General features: G+C 58.3%; 20 protein-coding genes, 1 tRNA gene and 1 pseudogene. 11 read left to right on the plus strand and 11 right to left on the minus strand.

The genetic code is table 11. The features are described from left to right. Positions 1-121 precede the first annotated feature (121 nt). The 4 genes from ppsA (at position 122) to HF327_RS13990 (ending at position 5,715) form a co-directional block, all read left to right on the plus strand. On the plus strand, positions 122-2,512 hold the full coding sequence (gene ppsA / locus HF327_RS13975) for a phosphoenolpyruvate synthase (protein ID WP_198460744.1): 2,391 nt from the start codon (positions 122-124) through the stop codon (positions 2,510-2,512). Between the two features lie 14 nt (positions 2,513-2,526). Continuing rightward, a complete protein-coding gene (locus HF327_RS13980; RefSeq protein ID WP_198460745.1) occupies positions 2,527-2,937 on the plus strand; it encodes a DUF4212 domain-containing protein in 411 nt (136 codons plus the stop codon). Further along, a complete protein-coding gene (locus HF327_RS13985; RefSeq protein WP_198460746.1) occupies positions 2,930-5,029 on the plus strand; it encodes a VC_2705 family sodium/solute symporter in 2,100 nt (699 codons plus the stop codon). The genes HF327_RS13980 and HF327_RS13985 overlap by 8 nt, the downstream gene beginning before the upstream one ends. 179 nt (positions 5,030-5,208) lie before the next feature. Further along, on the plus strand, positions 5,209-5,715 hold the full coding sequence (locus HF327_RS13990; protein WP_198460747.1) for a hypothetical protein: 507 nt from the start codon (positions 5,209-5,211) through the stop codon (positions 5,713-5,715). A gap of 66 nt (positions 5,716-5,781) precedes the next feature. Here the strand turns inward: HF327_RS13990 and HF327_RS22100 are convergent, their stop codons facing one another. The 7 genes and pseudogenes from HF327_RS22100 to dnaG all read right to left on the minus strand — a co-directional run bounded on the left by HF327_RS22100 (position 5,782) and on the right by dnaG (position 14,116). Then, on the minus strand, positions 5,782-6,135 hold the full coding sequence (locus HF327_RS22100; RefSeq protein WP_236024200.1) for an FKBP-type peptidyl-prolyl cis-trans isomerase: 354 nt from the start codon (positions 6,133-6,135) through the stop codon (positions 5,782-5,784). Further along, a pseudogene (locus HF327_RS22105) lies at positions 6,130-6,474 on the minus strand (FKBP-type peptidyl-prolyl cis-trans isomerase); the annotation flags it as partial. The gene HF327_RS22100 and the pseudogene HF327_RS22105, both read right to left, overlap by 6 nt. A 128-nt stretch (positions 6,475-6,602) precedes the next feature. Beyond that, entirely contained in the window at positions 6,603-6,908 is a 306-nt protein-coding gene (locus HF327_RS14000; RefSeq protein ID WP_003057624.1) for a winged helix-turn-helix transcriptional regulator, read from the minus strand. A 356-nt stretch (positions 6,909-7,264) separates the two neighbouring features. Then, on the minus strand, positions 7,265-8,206 hold the full coding sequence (locus HF327_RS14005) for a ketopantoate reductase family protein (RefSeq protein WP_198460749.1): 942 nt from the start codon (positions 8,204-8,206) through the stop codon (positions 7,265-7,267). Positions 8,207-8,226: 20 nt separating this feature from the next. After that, a complete protein-coding gene (locus HF327_RS14010) occupies positions 8,227-9,252 on the minus strand; it encodes a Bug family tripartite tricarboxylate transporter substrate binding protein (protein ID WP_198460750.1) in 1,026 nt (341 codons plus the stop codon). Positions 9,253-9,400: 148 nt separating this feature from the next. Continuing rightward, positions 9,401-11,845 (minus strand): RNA polymerase sigma factor RpoD, encoded by a 2,445-nt coding sequence (gene rpoD / locus HF327_RS14015; protein ID WP_198460751.1) that lies wholly within the window; start codon positions 11,843-11,845, stop codon positions 9,401-9,403. 276 nt (positions 11,846-12,121) lie between these two features. Then, the gene (gene dnaG, locus HF327_RS14020; RefSeq protein WP_198460752.1) at positions 12,122-14,116 is read right to left on the minus strand and encodes a DNA primase; all 1,995 of its coding nucleotides are present in this window, start codon (positions 14,114-14,116) and stop codon (positions 12,122-12,124) included. Positions 14,117-14,730: 614 nt separating this feature from the next. On the opposite strand from dnaG, the gene HF327_RS14025 reads away from it, so the two are divergent. Further along, positions 14,731-16,377: an acyl-CoA synthetase gene (locus HF327_RS14025; protein ID WP_198460766.1), complete on the plus strand. Its 1,647-nt coding sequence runs from the start codon at positions 14,731-14,733 to the stop codon at positions 16,375-16,377. A gap of 182 nt (positions 16,378-16,559) precedes the next feature. Here the strand turns inward: HF327_RS14025 and HF327_RS14030 are convergent, their stop codons facing one another. The 4 genes from HF327_RS14030 to HF327_RS14045 all read right to left on the minus strand — a co-directional run bounded on the left by HF327_RS14030 (position 16,560) and on the right by HF327_RS14045 (position 19,409). Continuing rightward, complete coding sequence (locus HF327_RS14030) at positions 16,560-17,357, minus strand: UDP-2,3-diacylglucosamine diphosphatase (protein WP_198460753.1); 798 nt, start codon at positions 17,355-17,357, stop codon at positions 16,560-16,562. Positions 17,358-17,501: 144 nt separating this feature from the next. After that, a complete protein-coding gene (locus HF327_RS14035; RefSeq protein WP_099738045.1) occupies positions 17,502-18,029 on the minus strand; it encodes a peptidylprolyl isomerase in 528 nt (175 codons plus the stop codon). Positions 18,030-18,100: 71 nt separating this feature from the next. Beyond that, a complete protein-coding gene (locus HF327_RS14040; RefSeq protein WP_198460754.1) occupies positions 18,101-18,685 on the minus strand; it encodes a peptidylprolyl isomerase in 585 nt (194 codons plus the stop codon). A gap of 139 nt (positions 18,686-18,824) precedes the next feature. Then, positions 18,825-19,409: a tetratricopeptide repeat protein gene (locus HF327_RS14045; protein ID WP_198460755.1), complete on the minus strand. Its 585-nt coding sequence runs from the start codon at positions 19,407-19,409 to the stop codon at positions 18,825-18,827. Positions 19,410-19,627: 218 nt separating this feature from the next. Between HF327_RS14045 and cysS the strand changes: the two genes are divergently transcribed. The 6 genes from cysS to HF327_RS14075 all read left to right on the plus strand — a co-directional run bounded on the left by cysS (position 19,628) and on the right by HF327_RS14075 (position 25,653). Then, positions 19,628-21,013 carry a cysteine--tRNA ligase gene (cysS, locus tag HF327_RS14050; RefSeq protein ID WP_198460756.1) on the plus strand — a complete coding sequence of 462 codons (1,386 nt, stop codon included), beginning with the start codon at positions 19,628-19,630 and terminating at the stop codon, positions 21,011-21,013. A 50-nt stretch (positions 21,014-21,063) separates the two neighbouring features. Further along, complete coding sequence (locus tag HF327_RS14055; protein WP_198460757.1) at positions 21,064-21,939, plus strand: DNA-3-methyladenine glycosylase family protein; 876 nt, start codon at positions 21,064-21,066, stop codon at positions 21,937-21,939. Between the two features lie 60 nt (positions 21,940-21,999). Next, complete coding sequence (locus HF327_RS14060) at positions 22,000-22,977, plus strand: acetyl-CoA carboxylase carboxyltransferase subunit alpha (protein WP_099738040.1); 978 nt, start codon at positions 22,000-22,002, stop codon at positions 22,975-22,977. A 166-nt stretch (positions 22,978-23,143) separates the two neighbouring features. After that, complete coding sequence (tilS, locus tag HF327_RS14065; RefSeq protein WP_198460758.1) at positions 23,144-24,148, plus strand: tRNA lysidine(34) synthetase TilS; 1,005 nt, start codon at positions 23,144-23,146, stop codon at positions 24,146-24,148. A gap of 93 nt (positions 24,149-24,241) precedes the next feature. Then, positions 24,242-25,507: an aspartate kinase gene (locus tag HF327_RS14070; RefSeq protein ID WP_099738038.1), complete on the plus strand. Its 1,266-nt coding sequence runs from the start codon at positions 24,242-24,244 to the stop codon at positions 25,505-25,507. Positions 25,508-25,560: 53 nt separating this feature from the next. Next, positions 25,561-25,653 (plus strand) — tRNA-Ser (locus tag HF327_RS14075). Positions 25,654-25,764: the final 111 nt, after the last annotated feature.

Below are 25,764 nucleotides of genomic sequence, written 5' to 3' on the forward strand. Positions count from 1 at the left end.
TCGTTGACGGTCAACATCCAGAACAGCAAAGCACTGCCTTGATGCAGCGTGGGTTCGCGTCGCCTGGCCATTCAGCCCAGGCCTCGCAAGCGTGCCGGTTTTTTACCTTTGGAGCTTTCCCATGTCTCAACTGTTCGAAGCGACCGCATTAGTCGTTCCGTTTGAAAAACTGAGAATGACCGACGTTGAGTCGGTCGGCGGCAAAAACGCCTCGCTGGGCGAAATGATCTCGCAACTGCCTCAGGGCGTGCGCGTTCCTACCGGCTTTGCGACGACGGCTCATGCCTTCCGCGAATTCCTGGCCTTTGAAGGTCTGGCTGGCAAGATTTCCGCCAAGCTGGCTGCTCTGGATGTGGACGATGTCCGCGCTCTGGCCGCCGTGGGCGCTGAAATCCGCGCCATGGTGGAAAGCCAGCCTTTCCCCGCCGACCTGGAAGCGGCCATCCGCGCTGACTTCATCACGCTGCAAGCGGGAAACCCTGCCGCTTCGTTCGCAGTGCGCTCTTCCGCCACGGCAGAAGACTTGCCCGACGCATCGTTCGCCGGTCAGCAGGAAACCTTCCTGAACGTGGTGGGCATCGAAGACGTGCTGCACAAGATGAAGGAAGTGTTCGCGTCCCTGTACAACGACCGCGCTATCTCCTACCGCGTGCACAAGGGCTTTGAGCACGATGTGGTGGCGCTGTCCGCAGGCGTGCAGCGCATGGTCCGCTCCGACTTGGGCGCTGCCGGCGTGATGTTCACCATCGACACCGAGTCTGGCTTTGAAGACGTGGTGTTCATCACTTCCAGCTATGGTCTGGGTGAAACCGTGGTGCAGGGCGCTGTGAACCCTGACGAGTTCTACGTGCACAAGCCCATGCTGAAGGCTGGCAACAAGGCTTTGATTCGCCGTAATCTGGGCTCCAAGCTGATCCAGATGGTCTTCTCTTCGCCTGAAGAGAAAGCTGCCGACGGCAAGCTGGTCAAGACCACCGATGTGGCCCACGAACTGCGCAACCGTTACTCGCTGACCGACGCCGATGTCGAGCAACTGGCTCGCTACGCTCTGGTGATCGAAGAACACTACGGTCGTCCTATGGACATCGAGTGGGGCAAGGACGGCACCGACGGCCAGCTCTACATCCTGCAGGCACGCCCTGAAACCGTGAAGAGCCAGTCCAAGGGCCAAGCAGAGCTGCGCTACAAGCTCAAGAGCACCGGCACCGTACTGGCCGAAGGCCGCGCCATTGGTCAGAAGATTGGTACCGGCCCTGTGCGTCTGGTGTCCGACATCTCGCAGATGGATCAAGTGCAAGCTGGCGACGTGCTGGTGACCGACATGACAGACCCTAACTGGGAACCCGTCATGAAGAAGGCCTCCGCCATCGTCACCAACCGTGGCGGCCGTACCTGCCACGCTGCCATCATTGCGCGTGAACTGGGTATTCCTGCGGTTGTGGGTTGCGGCAACGCCACCGATCTGCTCAAGGCCGGCACTCTGGTGACCGTGTCTTGCTCGGAAGGCGACACCGGCAAGATCTATGACGGCGTGCTCGACACCGAAGTGACCGAGGTCAAGCGCGGTGAAATGCCTGCCATCAAGACCAAGATCATGATGAACGTGGGCAACCCCCAGCTGGCATTTGATTTTGCCCAGCTGCCTAATGAGGGCGTGGGTCTGGCCCGTGTTGAGTTCATCATCAACAACAATATCGGCGTGCACCCCAAGGCCATCTTGGACTACCCCGCTGTGGATGCCGACCTGAAGAAGGCCGTGGAATCCGTGGCCCGTGGTCACGCATCGCCCCGCGCTTTCTACGTGGACAAGGTAGCTGAAGGCGTGGCCACCATTGCCGCTGCTTTCTGGCCCAAGCCTGTGATCGTGCGCATGTCGGACTTCAAGTCCAACGAGTACCGCAAGCTCATCGGCGGCAGCCGCTACGAGCCCGAAGAAGAGAATCCCATGCTGGGCTTCCGTGGCGCTGCCCGCTACATCTCCAAGGAATTCGGCGAAGCGTTCAAGATGGAATGCGAAGCTCTGCACCGTGTGCGCGAAGACATGGGCCTTACGAATGTGCAGATCATGATTCCTTTCGTGCGTACGCTGGGTCAGGCCAAGCGCGTGACCGAGCTGCTGGCTGAAAACGGTCTGAAGCGCGGCGAGAACGGCTTGAAGTTCATCATGATGTGTGAAGTGCCTTCGAACGCCATTCTAGCGGACGAGTTCCTCGAGTACTTCGACGGCTTCTCCATCGGCTCCAACGATCTGACACAGCTGACACTGGGTCTGGACCGTGACTCCGGTCTGGAGCTGCTGGCTGCTGACTTTGACGAACGCGACCCTGCCGTCAAGAAGATGCTGGAGCTGGCGATTGGTGCCTGTCTGAAGCAAGATAAGTATGTGGGCATCTGCGGTCAGGGCCCTTCGGATCACCCTGACTTCGCTCTGTGGCTGGCAGAAAAGGGTATCAAGTCGATTTCGCTGAACCCCGACAGCGTTGTTGCCACCTGGCAGCGTCTGGCTCAATAAGCCCCAGCATCGCCATGCAGACGCACCACGCGCCTCAGCATGACGATGCCGTGTCGGATGCCTCTTTGCAGGCATTCGACGCTTTCGATGCATTGGGCAACCCGGTGGAAGTCACCTTCCCGCCGGACTTGCACGACACACACCACCTGAGACTCAAGGCCTTATTGCTGACTGTCTGGGTGGTGTTTTCATTTGGCACCAGCTATTTCGCGCGTGATCTGCAGGCCCTGATGCCGGGCTGGTCGGCGGCTTACTGGATGGCGGCCCAAGGGGCGGTCCTGATGTTCCTGCTCATCATCGTGGTCTATTGTGTGGCCATGGATTATTTTGAGCGCCAGCAAGCACGCGACGAGGCCCATCAAGCGATCAGTAGAGCGGCCGCTGATCACGACGCAACATCCTCCGCCACTGATTTACATGCCTGAGGGAGCGGCACTGAGCGGCGCCTATCATTGGCGGCTGCATCGCATTCTTTTTCTCTATGTGCTGGGCGTGGCAGGCTTTGTGCTGACCATGCTCTGGGCCGAAGGGCGCGGCCTGTCACGCCACTGGATCGGGCCCATTTTTCTGTTTTGCACTGTGATGGTGTATGCCGGCATTGGTGTCTACACACGCACCAGTGATGCCGAGGAATACTTTGTCGCCGGGCGGCGCATACCGGCTTTTTACAACGGCATGGCAGCGGCTGCGGACTGGATGAGCGCTGCATCGTTCATTAGCCTCTCTGGAGCGCTGTATTTGCAAGGTTTTTCGGGAGCAGGCACCCAACCCGGCGGCCTGGCTTATGTGCTAGGCTGGACGGGGGGCTTCTGCCTCGTCGGCATGCTGATTGCCCCCTATCTGAGGGCCATGAATCTCTACACCGTGCCTGACTTTTTTCAGGCCCGGTTTGGCGGACGCTGGCCGCGCATCATTGCCGCGCTGGCGGCCATTACCTGCTCGTTTACCTATGTGGTGGCGCAAATTTACGGTGTGGGCCTGATTGCCGCACGGCTGACGGGTGTGCAGTTTGAGATCGGCATCATGCTGGGGCTGGGCGGCGTATTGCTGTGCTCGTTTCTGGGCGGCATGCGTGCGATTACCTGGACGCAGGTGGCACAATACGTGGTGATCTTGCTGGCATTCATGCTGCCTGTGTCATGGCTGGCGTATAAGCAATTGGGCAACCCTTTGGCGCCAGCAGCCTATACCCAGCAACTGGGCAAGATCGCCCAGCTGGAGCAGCAGTTGCTGGCCTCTGAAGCCGAGCAGTCTGTACTGGAGGCCTACCGCACCCGCGCACAGGTGCTGCAGGCCAAACTGCGCGATGTGCCCAATGTGCTGACGGCGGAGCGCCAGGCGCTGAGTGAGCATATCCGCGAGCTGCGCACCAGCAGTGGCAATATCGGCGCCATCATGGCCGCCAGCCGCGAACTGGCGGCCATGCCCAAGGATGAAGCCGCCGCGCGTGAGCGCTGGACGCGTGAGCTGCGCGAGGCCTATGAAAGGGCCAAGCCGCTGGGCGGCATGCCGCTGCAAAGCCAGCCTTTTGCGGGTGACCCGCATGGCACGCCCGAGGAGCAGCAGACCTATGAACACAGTCGCCGCAACTTTCTGGCGCTGATGTTTTGCCTGATGGTGGGTACGGCCGGCCTGCCGCATTTGCTCACCCGCTATTACACGGTGCCTACGGTGTCGGCAGCGCGTAGCTCGGTGGCGTGGACGCTGTTCTTTATCGGCCTGCTATACCTGTGTGCGCCTGCGTTGGCAGTGCTGGTCAAGTACGAGGTGATGAACAACCTGGTCGGTGCGCACTTTGATGCCTTGCCCAACTGGATTGCCCAGTGGTCCCGGGTCGATGGATCACTGCTGGCGGTGGAAGACATCAACGGCGACGGCATTTTGCAGTTTGGCGAGATTCGCATGGGTGCCGACCTCATCATGCTGGTTACCCCCGAACTGGGCGGCATGCCCTATGTGCTCTCTGGCCTGGTGGCTGCTGGTGGGCTTGCGGCAGCACTATCCACGGCAGATGGTTTGCTGCTGACCATCAGCAACGCGCTGGTGCGGGACCTGTATTTTCAGGAGCGCCAGCGTGTGGATACGGCCCGAAAACGCCGAGTCTTGCCTGAGCAGCGCGTGATTTTGTCCAAATTTGCGCTGATGCTGGTGGCGCTGTCTGCGGCCTTCGTGGCGGCGCGGCGCTCGTCAGATATTTTGCCCATGGTCTCGGCCTCGTTCTCGTTGGCGGCATCGGCCTTTGTGCCAGCCATGGTGATGGGCATCTTCTGGCGCGGCACTACTAGGCGCGGGGCGGTGGCCGGCATGCTGCTGGGACTGGCTGTTACCGTGTATTACATGGTCACCCATGTGCAGGGCCTGCAAGGCGTGCTGCCAGCAGCTTTGCGTGCCGAGGCGCTGTGGTGGGGCATTCAGCCCATATCAGCAGGCGTGTTTGGTGTGCCTGCGGGCTTTGCCACGACGTTTCTGGTCAGCTGGTGGGAGCTGCGCCGTACCAAATCCATCTTGACTACTTAAATTGATAGCTACTTGCGCTTGTATATATTGAGCTAGAGGCCTGTTTTAGATGAAATTTTGGCTCATCCATCCTGCCTGAGTTTGCAGGTAAACCCGCTTTGCAGCCTTTGTCATAGCTGCCACCCTGCTTTTCCAAGATCCCTGTTTTCAAGAACACAAGTAAAGAAGAGGCAAGGCGGATGTACTTAGTCAAAACACCCGAAGGGCAGCAGGCCTTCAAGGAGCGTCATGTTGATTTGAGTCAGCGGCTGCGCTCGGCTTTTTTGCTGTTTGATGGCCGTCGCAGTCTGGCGCAGGTGCTGACCGCCACGGCAGCCACGGGTGTGAACAAGGATGATATTCTGGCCTTGGTCACCAAGGGTTGGCTGGCCAAGCGCGAAGCTCCAGCCCTGGCGGGTGGTGCGACTGTGGCTGTAGAAGCGCAGCCAACCCAGAGTGTGCTGCCGTCTCTGGCACCTGCCAAGGTAGACCCAGCCAGTACCATGCGCCGTTATCAGCAGGCTTACCCCATGGCGGTGTCTATTACTGGTGGGCTGGGGCTCAAGGGCTTCAGGCTCAATCTGGCGGTGGAAGCGGCCATGGGCTACGAGCAACTGGTGGAGCTGGCCCCGCGCATCCGCGAAGCGGCGGGCGACAAGGCTTATGGGCCGCTGCACAAGGCCTTGTTTGGGAGCGAGGCCGAATAAGCGTCTGGCATTGACCTAAAGAAAAAGCGGCTTGAAAGCCGCTTTTGTCATTGCAGAGTCTGCAGCTTAGACCGCCAGCAGTTCCACATCAAACTTCAGAGTCGCGTTGGGAGGAATCACGCCGCCTGCGCCGCGAGCACCGTAGCCCAGCTCTGCAGGAATAATCAAGGTGCGCTGGCCGCCCACCTTCATGCCTTGCACGCCTTGGTCCCATCCCTTGATGACCATACCCGCGCCCAGCTGGAACACAAAGGGGTCATTGCGGTCTTTGCTGGAGTCAAACTTGGTGCCTTGCACGCCGTTTTTGTACAGCCAGCCGGTGTAATGTACGGTTACGCGTGCGCCGCGTGTGGCTTCAGCGCCGTCGCCCACGACGGTGTCTTCGATTTGCAGCACGGGTGCAGCCTTGCTGCCCAGCAGTTCCACGTCAAACTTCAGCGTGGCGTTAGGAGGAATCACGCCGCCGGCACCTTGGGCACCATAGCCCAGCTCTGCAGGAATAATCAAGGTGCGCTTGCCGCCCACCTTCATGCCTTGCACGCCTTCGTCCCAGCCGCGGATGACCATGCCATCGTCCAGTGTGAATTCAAAAGGCTCGCGGCGGTCTTTGCTGGAGTCAAACTTGGCGCCTTGTACGCCGTCTTGGTACAACCAGCCCGTGTAATGCACTTTGACGTCAGCGCCGCTGGTAGCTTCAGCGCCTTCGCCCACAAAGGTGTCTTCGAATTGCAGGCCAGAGGCAGTAGTGTTGAAAGCCATGATGGATTTCCTTTCAGCGCAAAGCAGAAAAAGGCGATTGAAAAAGGGCCAGCCAAGCATGCTTGGGGCCCTTGGATAATATGAGAGCAGGCTGCATAGCCCGCTTCCCGGCCGCATAGCGGCAAATTTTACTTCTTGGCGCGCGCTGCAACCCAGCGGTTGGCAAAGGCCTGCACGTCAGATAGGCGCTTGAGCAGGTCTTGACCGGTCAAAGTCACGGTATAGCCGTCGCTGCCATGCTCCAGCAGGCCACACTCGCGCAACTCCTTGATACGGGTGTTTAGGGTGTTCGGGGTGATGCCGCCAACGCTGTCTTGCAGCAGACGGAAGGTCTGGGGATGTCCATCCCGCAGAGCCCACAGCACGCGCAGCGCATAGCGGCATTCGAGCTTCTCGAACAGCTGGTTGATGGCGGCGTTTTCTTTGGAGCTCATGGACGCTTCTCCTTGCGCAATGATGTTGTCGAGCTGGGCGCACTGGGTGCGTACAGTGCCAAGTCTTAAAGACTATAGCTGTTAATTTATTTTGCTACAAGTTTAGTAGCTTCAAATCTGCAACTGCAACGCCTTGAGACGATAACGTCACAAACTAGCCGCAAGTGTTGCAGGCCAGCCACGAATCAACAGTCTAAATCCGGCTGCTTCAGGGTTTATAGCAATACAAAGAGGGCTGGGGCAGGCTTCAGGCCGATATGGCAAGGTTTGCAGGCTGTGTTAGCGCTGGCTTAATGATTTTTTGATCCATCAATGCACTCAAGCCCTTTATTGATAGGCGCTGACAGCTATGGAAATCATAGTTGCTCGGGTTTTGAAGCAGTTTGCCTGAGCTGGACCAGTACTTGCAGCAGTCGATTGGCCGGTGTGGCAATGCCCAGCGCCTGTCCGCGTCGCACCACATAGCCGTTGAGGTGGTCAATTTCCGTCGTCTTGGCGCGCGCCAGATCTTGCGCGGTAGACGACAGTTGCTGGGGCATGGTGCGCGCAATGGCGGCCACAGCTTCATCGACGTTGGCGGGCAGCTGCACGCCATCGGCCAGCGCCACGGCCTTGCATTCATTGGCAATGTCTTGCATGACGGCAGGCACACCCACCTGCGCCACCAGCCATCCATAGGGCTGCTGGGTGAGTGCGGAGAGCGCGTTGTACACGCAGTTGATGATGAGCTTTTGCCACAGCGCGGCCAGCACGCTGACCGAAACCTGGGTGGGGATGTGCGCGGCGCTGAACTGCTGTGCAATGGCCTCGCCTTGCGGGCAGGGCGCAATCACCAGCTCGCCCCGACCAAAGTGGCGCACATGGCCCAGCCCGGCCATGGCGGTTGCCACATAGACCACGGCAGCGGCCACGGGCTGGTTGCCCAGCACTTGGCGCAGGCGCTGGTCGTTGTCCACGCCGTTTTGCAGGCTCAGTACCTGAGTGTGACTGGCAAGGTAGGGCTTGATCTGCGCGGCGGCGGCTTCTGTGTCGGTGGATTTGACGCAGAGCAATACCACATCAGCCCCTGCGACGGCGTCGGCCGATGTGCTGGTGGCCATGGGCACATGAATGTCTTCCGTGGCGGTCTGCAGCCGCAGGCCGTGCTCGTTGATGGCCTGCATATGTGATGCACGGCCAATCAGCGTAACGCTGTGACCAGCGCGCGCCAGCAGGGCACCAAAGTAGCAACCCACCGAGCCCGCGCCCATGACGGCGACGGACAGGGGGTGAGAGGTAGGGGCGGCGGAAGAGTTCATGCGCTCAAGCATAGCGGGGCTTAGCTCTTGAGCTTGAGCAAATAGGTCATCAGCTGCGCGGTGGAGGTCTCGATCTCCATGAAGTCGTGCAGGGCCTTGCCGGTCATCCACGAGGCGTTCCAGCTGTTGCTGGCCAGACTCTGCTTCCAGCTGTCTTGATTGCTCGCAAATTCGATAGCAGCCAGCATCTGCTTGGCGCGCTCTGGTGCCACATTCTTGCCTGTCATCACGGCGCGCCAGTTGGACATCTCTGCATCAAGGCCTTGATCGCGCATGGAAGGAATGCCGAACATGGAGCGGCGCGAAGAGACCCCCAGCGCGCGCAGCTTGCCGCTTTGCAGTGCCTCGCGCAGCTCGCTATAGCCCGAAATCCCAACCTGCACCTGTTTTTGCAGCAGAGACTGCAGCACCTCGTTGCCGCCAGGGAAAGGCTTGTATTGCAGCTGTTCGGCGTTGGCCTTGGAGACACGGGCCAGCATGCCGGCATACATATGGTCCACACCACCGGCCGATCCGCCAGCAATCGCCACCTCAGGCAGGTTTTCACGCATGGCCTTGGCCAGGTCCTTGGGACTGCGGATGGAAGAGTCGGCGGGCACGGCCACGACCAGATAGTCGCTGGTCATACGTGCCAGTGTCTGGACCTGATTCAACTCGGCCGATGCCTTGTTCAGGGCCAGTGCGCCCACCATGACCATGCCGCCAATCAGCAGACTGTTGGGGTCGCTGCCGTAGCGCTTGGTGTAGTCGGCAAGGCCGATGGTGCCTCCCTTGCCGCCAATGTTTTCATAGACCACCTTGTCCACCATGCCGCTGCTGGTCAGTGCTGCGCCGAGTGCTCGGCCGGTCTGGTCCCAGCCTCCGCCGGGGTTGGCGGGAATGACGATGCGCAGCTCATTGCCCAGCCGATGTGCCTGACTGGCTTGCGCCAACGGTGCGGCAAAAGCGCTACCGGCCAGCAATGCTGAGCTGTAGTTCAACCATTCACGGCGAGTGATGCTGCGGCTGATGGCTTTGCTGAGCGCGGTCGAAAGGCTGTTGGCCATGGGGTGTCTCCGTTATTTTTGGCTTGTCCGTGGGTTTTGCGCGCAAGCAAAGACTTGCTGACCTGAGCGCAAATGAAAAAGCCCCGACCTATGGCAGGTCAGGGCTTTGAGCAGTGAGGAACCAGCAGGCTGATTCCATGTACAGACTTTACAGCGAGTCGATGAAGCTGCGCAGCTTATCGGAGCGAGAAGGGTGCTTGAGCTTGCGCAGTGCCTTGGCTTCGATCTGACGGATACGCTCGCGTGTCACGTCAAACTGCTTGCCCACTTCTTCCAATGTGTGGTCGGTGGACATTTCAATACCGAAGCGCATGCGCAGCACCTTGGCTTCGCGGGGTGTCAGGCCATCCAGGATGTCTTTGACCACGTCGCGCAGGCCGGCTTGCATCGCTGCGTCGATAGGCGCAGTGTTGTTGCCGTCTTCGATGAAGTCGCCCAGGTGAGAGTCGTCATCGTCGCCGATGGGGGTTTCCATCGAAATCGGCTCCTTGGCGATCTTCATGATCTTGCGGATCTTGTCCTCGGGGATTTCCATCTTGGCTGCCAGGATGGACGCATCGGGCTCGAAACCAAACTCTTGCAAGTGCTGGCGCGAGATGCGGTTCATCTTGTTGATGGTTTCGATCATGTGCACGGGGATACGGATCGTGCGGGCCTGGTCAGCGATGGAACGCGTGATGGCCTGACGAATCCACCAGGTGGCATAGGTCGAGAACTTGTAGCCGCGGCGGTATTCAAACTTGTCCACGGCCTTCATCAGGCCGATGTTGCCTTCCTGAATCAAGTCCAGGAACTGCAGGCCACGGTTGGTGTACTTCTTGGCGATGGAGATCACGAGACGCAAGTTGGCCTCGATCATTTCCTTCTTGGCGTAGCGGCTGGCACGCTCGCCATTGTTCATGCGCTTGTTGATGCTTTTCAGTTCATCCAGCGGCACAACCACGCGGGCCTGCAGGTCGATCAGGTTTTGCTGCAGCTCTTGCACGGGCGGAATATTGCGTTCCAGCACGGCGCTGTAGGGCTTGCCTGCGGCGACTTGCTTGATGACCCATTCCTTGTTCAGCAGGTTGGGCGGGAAGTCCTTGATGAACTGTTCCTGCGACATGCCGCACTTGTCCACGATGATCTTGCGCAGCTCGCGTTCCTTCTTACGCACGTCATCCACCTGAGCGCGTACCAGATCGCACAGTTTCTCGATGGTCTTGGCCGTGAAGCGGATGGTCATCAGCTGTTCTGTGATGGCCTTTTGCACCTTCATGTATGCCTCGGTGCCGTAGCCTTCCTTGTCATACACCTTGTGCATCTTGTCGAACTGCTCGCGCATGTTGTCAAAGCGGGTCAGCGCTTCGTTTTTCAACTCTTCGAGCTTCTTGGTCAGCGCCTTGGAGCCGCCCTTGCCGTCGTCATCGTCTTCTTCGTCGTATTCGTCGAAGTCTTCTTCGGCCACGTAGTCATCGTTTTCGTTCGCATTGACGAAACCGTCCACCACGGTGGTGATGACAACCTTGCCTTCGCGAATTTCCTCAGACATGTTGAGGATCTCGGCGATGGTGGCAGGGGAAGCCGAGATGGCTTCCATCATGTCCATCAGACCGCCTTCAATGCGCTTGGCGATTTCAATTTCGCCTTCACGCGTCAGCAGCTCAACCGTACCCATTTCACGCATGTACATGCGAACGGGGTCGGTAGTGCGGCCGAATTCCGAGTCCACGGTGGACAGAGCGGCTTCCGCTGCTTCTTCGGCTTCCTCTTCGGTAGCGGCGGACTGCCCGGTGTTGTTCAGCAGCAGGGTTTCGGCGTCGGGCGTCTGCTCGTACACCGCCACACCCATGTCGTTCAACATGGAGACCACGACCTCCAGCGTTTCGGCATCGACCAGCTTGTCGGGCAGGTGGTCGTTGATTTCAGCGTGAGTCAGATAGCCGCGAGTTTTACCCAGCTTGATCAGCATCTTCAGACGCTGACGGCGGGTGTTCAACTCGTCTTCAGTCAGAACGGTTTCGTCCAGACCGAATTCTTTCATCAAGGCGCGTTCCTTCGCCTTGCTGATCTTCATGCGCAGAGGCTTGACTTTTTCGGCAGGAGCAGCGGCTGCTCCGGTTGCCACTTCCTCTTCGACTTCGCCTTCCAGGTCGCTGTCAATATCCGACAGATCTGCATCGTCCATGCCTTCATCGGCATCCTTGGCCTTGGGCTTGCGGCCGCGCTTGGCGGGGGCCTTGTCAGCGTCTGCGCTGGCGGCAGGCGCCTTGACTGCAGCGGCTTTCTTGGCTGCGGGCGCTTTTTTGGCGACAGTCTTCTTGGCTGCGGCGGGGGAGGCAGCGGTGTCGTCGTCTTCGGCCTTTTTACGGCTGCGCTTGGGGGTTGCCTGTGCCAGCAGCGCATCGGCCATGGCTTTGAGTTCGGCTTGTGACTTGGTAACCACGGTGGTGTCTTTCTTTGCATCGGCCGCAGCTGCGGCACTCTTTTTCACAGCAGGCTTGCTGGGGCTGGCCTTGATGGGCGCTGCTGTGGAAGCAGAAGTTTTAGAGGTCTTGGGCTTCGCGGAAGCTGCTGGGGCCTGCTTGGACTTCTCGGACTTTGAAACGGGCATGAACACCTCTCGGGGTACGAACACACACAAACACACAAAGGAAAACGAAATTTGCAAACAAGCGCCACACATGCTGGCGCACGAACTGGCTTAGCCAGTCCGCTGGAAGCCGAAGACTCCCGGGCAAGATGTTGGGGCGATCATTTGGTATGCAATCCTTGCGAATATTGGGCCATGCAGTTGCTGCAATCTCGTGATTTCTTCACGGGGCCCGGGTCGGAGGTGTTGCTGTCGCTCTTGCCGATAGATATTTAAATTATACCTTTTAATCAGATGTCAAGAGGTAGTGCTAATAATTACAGATAATTTTTTTCGTCGTTCCTGAAATTCGATATATCGCCTTGCTGCGGTTGGATCAGTAGCTATCTCTTTAAGAGCTTTGCCTTCTTCGCGCTTGAAGTGAACTACCAAAATCTGGTTCAAAGTGCCGCGAAACTCTTTGCGTAATTCATCGATTTCACCTTCGGGCTGGGAATGAGTTCCGCTACTCATCAGTTTGGTGGCAAGTGCTTCACACGGGGCGCCTTGCAATTGCTCGCGCAACAAGGCCCAGGAGCGGGGGCCGGATTCGGTGAACTGTGCCTCCAGCCAGCGAAACAGCGGTGCGTGGCTTTCATTGCAGCGAGCCAACGCATCAAAGTCCTCATGGGTCATTTCTTCCATGAACTCCATATGGCACATCAGCAGGCGCGCGGCCTGATCTTCGCGGCTGACGGGGGTGGGGCGCGGCCCCAGCTGTGGTGGATTCCAGTCCTCGCCTTTTTTGCCCCAGGGCTTGCGCGGGCGGCCAAATTCCTTACGGCCAGCCCAGTTGCCGCCGCTGTTTTGGGGCTGATACGCGTGTTGAGCGGGTGCGCTGGGCTCTGTCCAGTCAGGGGCGTTGTCCCAGTTGCTAGGCGGTGCATCCCATTCCGGGGCTTGTTGATGTGTGGGGGCGGCAGGCGCACGGCGGGCCATAGGCGCGGTGCGTGCTGTTTCTTGGGCCCAGATGTCGGTGAGGTCTTGTGAGTTCAGCTGTGCCAGCGTTGCAATTTCAGACAGCAGCTGACGCTTGAGTACGCCATCGGGCAGCAGCGACCACAGCGGTCTGGCGTTGCTGGCCATACGTGCGCGGCCCTCGGCTTGGCCGAGATCACAGCCTTCACTGGCGGCTTCAATCAGGAAGCGGCTTAGCGGTGTGGCATCCCCCACATAGCGGGCAAACGCATCGGTGCCGAACTCACGAATAAAGGTGTCCGGGTCATGCTCGGACGGCAAGAACAAAAATTTGATGGAGCGTGTGTCGGTAGCCAGAGGCAGGGCCGCATCCAGTGCCTTGCGGGCGGCGCGGCGGCCGGCACCATCGCCGTCGAAGCTGAAGACCACTGCTTCGGTGAACCGAAACAGCTTTTGAACATGCTCGGGTGTGCAAGCGGTGCCCAGCGTGGCCACGGCGTTGGCAAAGCCCAACTGTGCCAGGGCCACCACGTCCATATAGCCTTCGGTGACCAGGGCGTAGCCCATGTCGCGCAGCGCGGTGCGGGCTTCGAACAGACCATACAGCTCGCGGCCTTTGTGGAAGACCGGTGTTTCGGGGGAGTTCAGGTATTTGGGCTTTTCGTCACCAAATACGCGCCCACCAAAGCCTATGCATTCGCCTTTGACATTGCGAATGGGGAACATGAGTCGGTCACGAAAACGGTCATAGCGGCGACTGTCTTCTTCGCTAACGATGACCAGGCCTGCTTCTTCAAGCTGCGGGCTGTCATATTCAGGGAAAACACTGGCCAGCCCATGCCAGCCTGCAGGCGCGTAGCCCAGGCCAAAGCGTTTGGAAACCTCGCCCGATACACCGCGTTTCTTTAAATATTCAATCGCCTTGGGCGCGCCCCTGAGATGCTTACAATACGACTCGCCTGCTTTTTCCAGCAGGTCGCTCAGGCTCTCTGCCTTTTGCTTTTGCTGGGCTTGGCGCTGGCGTTCGGCGGGGCTGATGTCGTCTTGCGGCACTTGCAGGCCGCACTGGTTGGCAAGTTCCTGCACGGCTTCTACAAAGCCCATGCCGGCATGTTCCATCAGGAAGCCGATGGCGTTACCGTTCTTGCCGCAGCCAAAGCAGTGAAAAAACTGTTTGCTGGGGCTGACGGTGAACGAGGGCGACTTCTCTCCATGGAACGGGCACAGGCCCATGAAATTGGCGCCGCCCTTTTTGAGTTGCACATAGCGGCCCACGATATCGACCACGTCGACACGGGAGAGCAACTCTTGGATAAATGATTGGGGAATGGACACCCCCGTATTCTGCCTTTTCGGCAATCGCCGAGAGCGAAAGAGGAATGCAGAGCGTGGGATGGGCGGGCAAAAAAAAGCCTGCACCAACAGGTGCAGGCCCAGGTCTCCAGATGCCCGGTCATTGCCGGGCGCTCCTCTAAATGTCTCCTCCGCCTCACAGCTTTGAGTTTCCAGAATCGGTTCCATGCGGGGAAGGAATTCCGGTCTTGTCTGCCAGTGATGGCAGCCATCGCCTCAAAACATGGGCGAATTCTAAAAGCGATTTGAAGTCTTTGCGCTTGATAAGTCAGATAAATGATGTCTTATAGATGACTGGTGCTGCATGCCAAAAGATTCAGCAGCAATGCACCATCGATTGAATTTCTAGTGCATTGATTCATAAGGTATTTATTGAATTTCAGAAGATTTTGAAAATTCTGTCTGAACTAATAACCTTTGATGACTCTGAGGATTGTTGAGACGCTGCTGGGCTGCCTTGGCAGATTTTACGTCTAGGGCTGCTGGCTACGGCTCAAAACATGCCAGTGCCGCGCTGGGTTGTAAGCTGGGTGCAGCTCTAGCTGGGGTACAAAACGCTCAGGAGACAAAACATGACAAGTCACATCACTAGCAATATCCCCAGCCAATACGACCTGAACCTTGCCCCCACAACCTCCAACTATGCTGCGCAAACGCCTTTGAGCTTTATTGCGAGAACGGCCGAGGTCTACCCCGAGCGCCTAGCCATTGTTCATGGTGATTTGCGCCAGACCTGGGGCCAGACCTATTCGCGCTGTCGACAGCTGGCCAGCAGCCTGCAAAAAATAGGCATCGGCAAGAATGACACCGTGGCTGTCATGCTGCCGAACACGCCGCCCATGGTGGAGGCCCACTTTGGCGTGCCCATGTCTGGTGCCGTGCTCAATACGCTCAACACCAGGCTGGATGCCGAGACGCTGGCTTTCATGCTTGACCACGGCGAAGCCAAGGTGCTGATTGTGGACCCCGAATTCACAGGGCTGATTGCCAAGGCGCTGAAGCTGCGCAAGAGCGCGGAACCTCTCTATGTGATTCAGGTGGACGACGCGATGTATGGTGATGCGGCAGAGGCGGTGGGCAACATCGATTACGAAAGCTTTGTGGCCCAGGGCGATGCTGGCTTTGAGTGGCAGATGCCTGGCGATGAGTGGGATGCGATTGCGCTGAACTACACCAGCGGCACCACGGGCAACCCCAAGGGTGTGGTCTACCACCACCGCGGCGCGCACAACAACGCCATCAGCAATGTGTTGGAGTGGGATATGCCCAAACACGCCGTCTATTTGTGGACGCTGCCCATGTTTCACTGCAACGGCTGGTGCTTCCCGTGGACGGTGGCGGCCCGCGCGGCGGTGAATGTCTGCCTGCGCCGGGTGGAGCCGCAGGCGGTGTTTGATGCCATTCGCAACCATGGAGTGACCCATTACTGCGGCGCGCCCATTGTTCATGGTCTGCTGGTCAACGCGCCAGCTGCTATGAAAGAAGGCGTGCCCGTAGGCATCAAGGCCATGGTGGCGGGCGCTGCGCCACCGGCTTCCATGATTGAGGGCATGGAGGCCATGGGTTTTGATATCACCCATGTGTATGGCCTGACCGAAACCTATGGCCCCGCAACCGTCTGCGCCAAGCATGAGAGCTGGAATGCGCTGGATATTGGCGAGCGCGCCCGCCTCAACTCACGTCAAGGCGTGCGCTACCACCTGCAGCGCTCTGCTGCCGTGCTGGACCCCGAGACGATGCAGCCAGTGCCGCATGACGGCCAGAGCATGGGTGAAATCATGTTCCAGGGCAATATCGCCATGAAAGGCTACTTGAAGAACCCGCAGGCCACGGCTGAAGCCTTCCGGGGTGGCTGGTTCCATAGCGGCGACTTGGCGGTGCAGCACCCAGATGGTTATATACAGATCAAGGACCGCAGCAAGGACATCATCATCTCGGGCGGCGAAAACATTTCGTCGATCGAGGTGGAAGACGTGCTGTACCGCCACCCCGCCGTGCTGGCCGCTGCCGTGGTGGCCAAGCCCGACCCTAAGTGGGGAGAGACGCCTTGCGCCTTTGTGGAACTGAAGGCCGGCGCTGAAACCACGCCAGAAGACATCATTGCACACTGTAAAAAGCATCTGGCCGGCTACAAGGTGCCGCGGGCCGTGGTGTTTGGCGAGCTGCCCAAAACCAGCACCGGCAAGATTCAGAAGTTTGAGTTGCGCAAGCAGGTAGGTTCGGCTTCGGCGATCTCGGTTTAAGCCATACCCGCCAGTAAAAAAGCCCGATGCGCAGTGCATCGGGCTCTTCATTGAACTTTTTTGTATTCAGGGTGTTTTTTAATTTGATAGCTGCATGCGCTTTTTATTCATAGGGTTGCAGTCGCTTTTATTTATGAACTCTATGAATATCAAGCGCTGAAAGCTCTCAAAAAAGTAGCGATTCAAGCCAGCTCAGGGGGTATGCGTTGCCAGCCTTCAGGCGTTACACGCAGTACCTCCGCACGGTGCTGCGTGGCATCAATGTGCCAGTCGCTCAGCACGATGCGCCATTGATCTTTGCCCAGCGCATGGTCTGCGGGCTGATGGGTGTGGCCGTGAATCAGCCAAGGTGCTTGCGCAGCCTGCATCCAGGTGGCGACCATTTGCGCGTCGGCATCGGCATAAGGCGCGCCGCTTTGCTTGCGCTGCTCGCTCTCGGTACGGGCCGATTTGCCAATGGCACGGCGCACGGCCAGTGGCTGGGCCAGCAACTGCTGCTGCCAGGCAGGGCTGCGCGATACGGCGCGAAACTGCTGGTATTCCACATCATCGAGACACAGTGTATCGCCATGGCTGAGCAAGATGCTGGGGCCAGCCCAGTGCAGCACCGTGGGCTCGGTCAAGCCGGTCATGCCGCTGCGCTTCAGAAACTCATCACCTGCCAGAAAGTCGCGGTTGCCTACCAGGAAGAACAGGGGGCGTTTTTGCGCGGCCTCGTGCAGCAGTGCCGCGCATGCGGCTTCAAAGCTATGGGGTTCATCCAATGCATCGTCGCCCACCCAGACTTCAAACAGGTCGCCCAGCATGAAGATGGCATCTGCCACACTGCGCGCCAGATAGTCCCGCCAAGCTTCAACCGTCTGCGGCTCCGAGGGCTGCAGATGCAGATCGGAAATGAAGTCAATGGTGCGCCACTCGGGCGCGCCTTGCAGTTGCGCCACCTGAGGTGCAGTCGTGCGGGGATCTGAAGAGTCAGTCATGGATAAAGAGAAAGGGGCGCAGCCTTAAAAACAATAACGGCCTCACAGTGGGGCGGCAAGCAAGGGCCGCCCCGCAGCGAGGCCGTCGTCCCCTCCCGCGTAGCGAGAGAGGGGGAAAGCGCGGTAGCGCCTCAGGGGGAGCGATTAGATCGCCACAGCCTTGTCGATCACCACGGCGTCAAAAGGCACGTCGTCGTGGAAGCCCTTGCGCGAAGTGCGAACCTTCTTGATGGCTTCAACCACTTCTTCACCCTTGACCACCTTGCCGAACACAGCGTAGCCCCAGCCTTGGCCGTTGGGGGCCGTGTGGTTGAGGAAGGCGTTGTCCACGGTGTTGATGAAGAACTGAGCCGTAGCGCTGTGTGGGTCGCTGGTGCGAGCCATAGCGATGGTGTACTTGTCGTTCTTCAGGCCGTTCTTGGCTTCGTTCTCGATAGGCGCATCGCTGTCCTTTTGCTTCATGTCAGCAGTGAAACCGCCGCCTTGGATCATGAAGTTCTTGATCACGCGGTGGAACACGGTGCCGTCGTAGAAGCCCTTGTTCACGTAGCCCAGGAAATTCTCGGTGGACTTGGGAGCGTTCACAGCGTCCAGTTCCAGAGTGATCACGCCTTGAGTCGCGGTTTCAGCCACGTTGATGGTGATGTGCAGTTCAACTTGAGGATTGCTCATGTCTGTCTTTCTTGAGGATTGAGAGGGGGAGGCTGGCGCTGGCACCTGAATGCCGGGCAGCCCTTGCTGGCTTATTTGATTTCGGTGGCCGAAAGGATTGTCACCGCCGTCACGGGCACATTCTGGTGCATGCCGCGGTTGCCCGTAGCCACGGCACGGATTTTGTCCACCACATCCATGCCCTTGGTGACCTTGCCGAACACGGTGTATCCGTGGCCGTCAGGCTTGGGGGCGTTGAGCATGTCGTTATTCACCAGATTGATGAAAAACTGGGAGGTAGCCGAGTTGGGGTTGCCGGTACGCGCCATGGCGATGGTGCCGCGGTCGTTTTTCAGGCCATTGCTGGCTTCCAGTGGAATCGGGGCGCGGGTGGGCTTTTCGTTCAGGTTGGCATCCATGCCGCCGCCCTGAATCATGAAGCCATCAATCACGCGGTGAAACACCGTGCCGTCATAGTGCTTGTCGCGTACATATTGCAGAAAATTGGCCGCGCTCTTGGGGGCCTTGGCGTCGTTCAGCTCCACCACAATGTCGCCCATGCTGGTCTTGATCTGCACCTTGGACTGCGCTTGCGCGAAGCTGGGAGCTGCAAAAACAGTAGCTGTTAGCGCAATAGAAGCAAGGGTTTTAAGGATTTTTCGACGAAAATTCAGCATGTCATATTCCTGAGGTGTGTACGCCTTGGCCGCAAGCCGCTGTGCCGCGGCCTCTGAGTTCAGGCTGTATGGGAGCTGAGGGCGCAGACCCACTTCACAAGAGGCGGATCGCTTTATACGGGACTGATGAAGCGTAGCTTCAGCGTTGAGCAGGCTGCGTGGGCTGGACTGCTGCAGGTCCCGTTGCTGGCGCAGCGACAGACGCTGCAGGCTGCAACATATCCTTGAGCTGCTTGAGCTTGGGGTTCAAGGCAGCAGGGCGGCCGCCCTTGGCCAGAGACTGCGCATAGGACTGGTAAGCGAGGCGGGCGTAGATATCGCCCAGGTTCTCGTGTGCCACGGCGTAATTCGGGTTGTTGCGCACAGCGGCCTCAAGGGCGGAGCGGGCGCGGTCCAGATCACCCTGACGCGCATAGATCACGGCCAGGTTGTTATAGGGCTCGGGCAGCTCTGGGTAGTCCTCGGTCAGCAGGCGGAAGGCGGTGATGGCGTCTTCGGTCTTGCCATCATTGGTCAGTGCAATACCGCGCAGAAAACGCATCTGCGGGTCACGCGCATTCTTGGCGAGATAGGTGTCGGCTTTTTGCAGTGCCTGTTGCGTCTTGCCGCTCTTGAGTAACTGGGCAACATCCGAGTAATCATCGGCGTAGGCGCTGCCGGCGGTGAGCATGACGGCCACAACGGCCATACGCGCTGCGGTACTAAACAAGTTGCGTACAGGCATGTAGGTGCTTTCGGTGCGCCGCAAGAACTGCCCTGCGGCGGGGGCTTATACTGACGGGAATTGTAGCTGAGGGGTGCGCAGCGCTTAGGCGTCTGACCAGGCAGGGATGTGTCTGGATGCTAGTGCGCATTTTTCAGTCTCAGGGTATGGCAGCACGGTTGATGCAAAGCAGCATGCCGGTCCGCTGGTCGCCACCCTCTCTCCCTAATTCAAGATTCATGAGTTTGCGTATCTACAACACGCTGTCGCGTGCATTGGAATCGTTTTCGCCGATCGAGCCGGGTCATGTGCGCATGTACGTCTGCGGCATGACGGTGTACGACCTCTGCCACCTGGGCCATGCGCGCTCCATGGTGGCATTTGACGTGGTGCAGCGCTGGCTACGTGCCACCGGCTACCAGGTGACCTATGTGCGCAACATCACCGATATTGATGACAAGATCATCAAGCGCGCGGTGGAAAACGGAGAAACCATCCGCAGCCTGACTGATCGCATGATCGACGCGCTGCATCAGGATGCCGATGCGCTGGGCATTGAGCGCCCCACGCTGGAGCCGCGCGCCACCGAATATGTGCCACAGATGCTGAACATGATTGGTACTTTGCAGACCAAGGGTCTGGCCTATCAGGCAGGCAATGGCGATGTGAACTATGCCGTGCGCAAGTTCCCCGGCTACGGCAAGTTGTCTGGCAAGTCGCTGGACGAGCTGAATGCGGGTGAGCGTGTGGCAGTGGCTGATGGCAAGCATGATCCGCTGGACTTTGTACTGTGGAAATCCGCCAAGGCAGATGAACCAGCGGACGTGAAATGGCAAAGCCCATTTGGTGAAGGCCGCCCCGGTTGGCACATTGAGTGTTCGGCCATGGGTTGCGAGTTGCTGGGCGAGAGCTTTGATATTCATGGCGGTGGTGCTGACCTGCAGTTTCCCCACCACGAAAACGAAATTGCCCAGAGCGAAGGCGCCACCGGCAAGCCGTTTGCCCAGACATGGATGCACAACGGCTTCATCAACGTGGACAACGAAAAGATGTCCAAGTCGCTGGGCAACTTCTTCACGATTCGGGATGTGCTCAAAGAATACGACGCTGAAACCATTCGTTTCTTCGTCGTGCGCAGCCATTACCGCAGCCCGCTGAACTACTCCAACGTGCACTTGGATGATGCGCGTGTGGCCCTCAAGCGACTTTATACGGCTCTGGATCTGGTAGCCGCTGCTGCCGTGCAGGTGGACTGGAGCAATCCTTACGCCGCGCGCTTCAAGGCGGCGATGGATGAGGACTTCGGTACACCCGAGGCGGTGGCTGTGCTGTTTGAGCTGGCTGCTGAAGTCAACCGCAACAAGTCGCCCGAAGTGGCGGGCTTGCTCAAGGCGCTGGGCGCAAGCCTGGGTCTGCTGCAGGGCGAACCTCAGAAGTTTTTGCAGGCTGGCGCTGAAGGTGTGGATGCTGCCGCCATTGAGGCGCAAATTGCCGCCCGCGCAGCCGCCAAGGCTGACAAAAACTGGGCCGAGGCCGATCGCATTCGCAAGGAACTGCTGGGGCAGGGCATTGTCCTGAAGGACTCTGCCGCCGGTACGACTTGGGAAGCTGCGGCTAAGGGTTAAGGCTTCATGCAAATTTCCATTAACACTGTGCGCAGTGCGAAAGGCCGTGCATGAGCGCGGTCAAACATCTGGACACCATGGATTTTGAGCAGCTGCCTCTGGTGGCTGATCTGCCTGTGCCCATGGGCCCGGCAGCACCGTTGCCTGTGGCTCCTTTAGGGGCTGCTGGGGCTGTAGCGCTTGCTGAGACGATGGTGTCAGCTAGTAAAGCGGTAGCGTCCCCCAAGGCGGCACCCGTCCCCAAGGCGCCTGCGCCCAAGATCAACCTGGCTTTCCCAGAAGGCGTGCCAGCCTACTGGGAAGAAGCCTGCCGCCAGCTCATGCGCCGTGATCGCGTGCTCAAGCGCTTGATTCCGCAGCTCAGCAGCCAGGCGCTGCTGCCGAGTGGCTCAGGGTTTGGACAAGGTCAGGGTCAAGATCAGGCCTTTGCCACGCTGGCTCGCTCCATCGTGGGCCAGCAGATTTCTGCCAAATCCGCCAAGACGCTGTGGAACAAGTTTGCCAAGCTGCTCATTGAGATGCAGCCTGAGCAGGTGCTCAAGCTCAAGGTGGACGATATGCGCGGGGCTGGCCTGTCGGCACGCAAGGTGGACTATCTGGTCGATCTGGCGCTGCACTTCACGGAAAACCGCCTGCGCATGGATGAGTGGCCTGAGATGGGTGATGACGAAATCATCGCCGAGCTCATGTCCATTCGCGGTCTCAGTCGCTGGACGGCTGAGAATTTTCTGATTTACTACCTGGCGCGGCCGAATGTGCTGCCGCTGGATGATGCCCGGTTGATTCAGGGCATTTCACTCAATCATTTTTCGGGCGATCCTGTCAGTCGCAGTGACGCCCGAGAGGTCGCCGAGGCTTGGAAGCCGTGGTGTACGGTGGCAACTTGGTATATTTGGCGCTCGCTCGAAGCGCAGCCTGTGGCTTGATGAGATCTGTCCACTGGCCGATTGCAAGAGTTGCAACAGGCTGGCACAAGGAGAAATACGTTGGCGAAAAAGAACTTTCTGGATTTTGAGCAGCCCATTGCAGAACTCGAATCCAAAATCGAAGAACTGCGTTATGTGCAGACTGAAAGCGCAGTCGATATCTCGGAAGAGATTGATCAGCTCAGCAAAAAAAGCCTGCAGCTGACCAAGGACATCTACAGTGATCTGACCCCTTGGCAGATCACCAAGATTGCCCGTCATACCGAGCGTCCCTATACGCTTGACTATGTGCGCGAGTGCTTTACCGACTTTGTCGAGATGCACGGTGATCGTCACTTTGCCGACGATCAGTCCATCATCGGTGGTCTGGCCCGTTTCAACGGCCAGCCCTGCATGGTGATTGGTCACCAAAAAGGCCGTGACACCAAAGAGCGCACGCTGCGCAACTTTGGCATGACGCGTCCTGAAGGCTATCGCAAGTCTCTGCGTCTGATGAAGACCGCAGAAAAGTTCAAGCTGCCCGTGTTCACTTTTGTGGATACGCCCGGTGCCTTTCCTGGTATCGATGCTGAAGAGCGTGGTCAGTCCGAAGCCATTGGCCGCAACATCTATGAGATGGCCCAGCTGCAAACCCCCATCATCACCACCATCATTGGTGAAGGTGGCTCGGGCGGCGCGCTGGCCATTGCTGTGGCTGACCAGGTGCTGATGTTGCAGTACTCCGTGTACTCCGTGATCAGCCCCGAAGGTTGTGCTTCCATTCTGTGGAAGACGGGTGAAAAGGCCCAAGAGGCGGCAGATGCCATGGGCATCACCGCTCATCGCCTGAAGGCGCTGGGCCTGGTGGATAAGATCGTCAACGAACCCGTGGGTGGCGCTCACCGCGATACCAAGCAAATGGGTGCTTTCCTCAAGCGTGCGCTGGGCGATGCTCTGCGTCAGCTGTCGGATCTGAAGCCCAAGGAACTGCAAGATCGCCGCTACGAGCGTATTCAGAGCTACGGCAAGTTCTCTGATACCAAGGCGGACAACAGCTAAGCCAGCGTTTAAGCATCTGCTTGACTGGCGCTTGCGCGCAATGGCTCCTTCGGGAGCCATTTGCTTTTGCGGCGGGGTAAGCAGGGTTTTTTGATGAAATATGCCTCTAGCCCTTATGTAGAAAGCGCTAGCTGCTATTGAAATATGAATCTGGAGTCTATTTGCAATGCAAACCCAGTCCGATGCTGACTTGTTGAGCGCCTCGGCTGCGCTGGTCGATGCGGCCATGGCTGCTTTTCATCCGCCTTTGCCGCTGGCGGTGGCTTTCAGTGGCGGAGCCGACTCGTCTGCTTTGCTGCTGGCTTGTCATGCGCGCTGGCCGGGGTGGGTGAGGGCGATTCACGTCCACCATGGCTTGCAGGCAGCGGCAGATGATTTTCAAAAGCACTGCGAGCAACTGTGCGCGCAGCACGGCATTGCGCTCAAAGTCTGCGCTATTGATGCGCGAAATGCCCAAGGTCAAAGCCCGGAAGATGCGGCACGCCAGGGTCGTTACGAAGCCTTGGATGGTGCTGCGCAGCAAGACTGGTTCAGTGTGGATGGCGTGGCGCTGGAGCCTGTACGCTCTCTGGCGCTAGCGCAGCATGCGGATGATCAGGTGGAAACTTTATTGCTGGCGCTGTCACGGGGTGCCGGGGTCGCTGGTTTGGCGGCCATGCCTTCGCATTGGCAGCGGGCGCAGCTTGAATGGTTTCGCCCTTTGCTGGCCATCCCCGGGCGGGTGCTCAGAGACTGGCTGTGTCTGCGGGGTGTGGGCTGGGTGGAAGATCCTACTAATGCGGATCAGGCTTATACGCGCAATCGCATACGGGCGCAGTTGCTGCCAGTGCTGGAGCAAGTCTTTCCACAATTTCGCAGCACCTTTGCCCGCAGTAGCGCTCATTGTGCGCAGGCATCTGAGTTGCTGGATGAGCAGGCAGCGGTTGATTTACAGGTGGTGGGCACCCCGCCTCATATCAAGCCATTGCAGGCTTTAACTTCGGTGCGTCTGGGCAATGTGCTGCGCTACTGGCTGCGCTCTATTTATGGCACAACGCCTACGGCGGCCCAGCTTTCACAGCTCATGCAACAGATCGGCGTTTGTACTACGCGAGGGCACCGCATCCATATCAAGGTGGGACGCGGTTTTGTCGAGCGCCGAGGGCTAACACTCGATTGGTACAATTCCTAGGTTTTGGTCTTTCTACTTGCACGAAAACCGCCGGCGCGCCAAAACCTTTGTGACCTGCGCCGTGGCAGCTGTTTCGTCACCCTTTAGTATCCAATGGCACTGATCGTTCATAAATACGGCGGCACCTCGATGGGCTCGACAGAGCGCATCCGTAACGTCGCCAAGCGCGTGGCCAAGTGGGCTCGGGCAGGCCACCAGATGGTGGTTGTTCCCAGCGCCATGAGTGGCGAAACCAATCGCTTGCTGGGTCTGGCCAGCGAACTGGCTCCCAGTCACGCGAAGAATTCGTACTACCGTGAGCTCGATATGCTGGCCTCCACCGGCGAGCAGGCATCGTCGGCGCTGCTGGCGATTGCTCTGCAGGGCGAGGGCGTCGAGTCTGTCAGCTACGCTGGCTGGCAGGTGCCTGTGCGCACGGATAGCAGCTTCACCAAAGCTCGCATCGAGTCTATTGATGACAAGCGTGTGCGCGCTGATCTGGATGCAGGTCGCGTCGTCATCGTGACGGGCTTTCAGGGTATTGACCCCGAAGGGAACATCACGACACTGGGACGCGGCGGCTCTGATACATCGGCGGTGGCTGTGGCTGCGGCGCTGAAGGCTGCCGAAGTGCTGATCTACACCGATGTGGACGGTGTCTACACCACCGACCCCCGTGTGGTGTCTGCGGCGAAGCGCCTGGGTACTGTGAGCTTTGAGGAAATGCTGGAAATGGCAAGCCTTGGTTCCAAGGTGCTGCAGATCCGCTCCGTGGAGTTTGCTGGCAAGTACAAAGTGCCTATGCGCGTGCTTTCCAGCTTCACCCCTTGGGACATCGATCTGGAAGAAGAAGCCAAGTCCGGCACCCTGATTACTTTTGAGGAAGACGAAAAAATGGAAAAGGCTGTCGTATCCGGCATTGCGTTTAACCGTGGTGAGGCCAAGATCTCTGTGCTGGGTGTGCCAGACACCCCCGGCATCGCTGCTGGCATCCTGGGTCCAGTGGCTGATGCCAACATCGAAGTTGACGTGATCATTCAGAACATCTCCAAGGATGGCAAGACTGATTTCAGCTTCACCGTCAGCCAAGGCGACTACCAGCGTGCACTGGAGCTGCTGAGCGAAACCGTGGCTCCTTCTCTGGGTGCTTCTGAAGTGGTGGGTAATCCCAACATCGCCAAGGTCAGCATCGTCGGTATCGGCATGCGCAGCCACGTGGGTGTTGCTTCCACAATGTTCCGCACGCTGAGCAAGGAAGGTGTGAACATTCAAATGATCTCTACTTCCGAAATCAAGACCTCGGTCGTGATCGACGAAAAGTACCTGGAACTGGCCGTGCGCTCCCTGCACACAGCCTTTGGTTTGGATAAAAGCGAATAATTTTCGCAACTTTCCAAAAACGCTTTAAAAGCTGCTTACAATAGCGACATACTGGAAACGTGACCGAGTGGCCGAAGGTGCTCCCCTGCTAAGGGAGTATGGGGTGTAGAGCCTCATCGAGGGTTCGAATCCCTCCGTTTCCGCCAAATCAAAGAAAAAGCCGAAAGGCTTTTTCTTTTTGTTAGGATCCTTTGGGTGCTAACAAAAAGTTTCAAAAGACTTTGGTTAAACACTTGAGAGTAGTGTTAGAATTCAAA

Source organism: Comamonas suwonensis (genome assembly GCF_012844455.2).
Taxonomy (GTDB): Bacteria; Pseudomonadota; Gammaproteobacteria; order Burkholderiales; family Burkholderiaceae_C; genus Comamonas; species Comamonas suwonensis.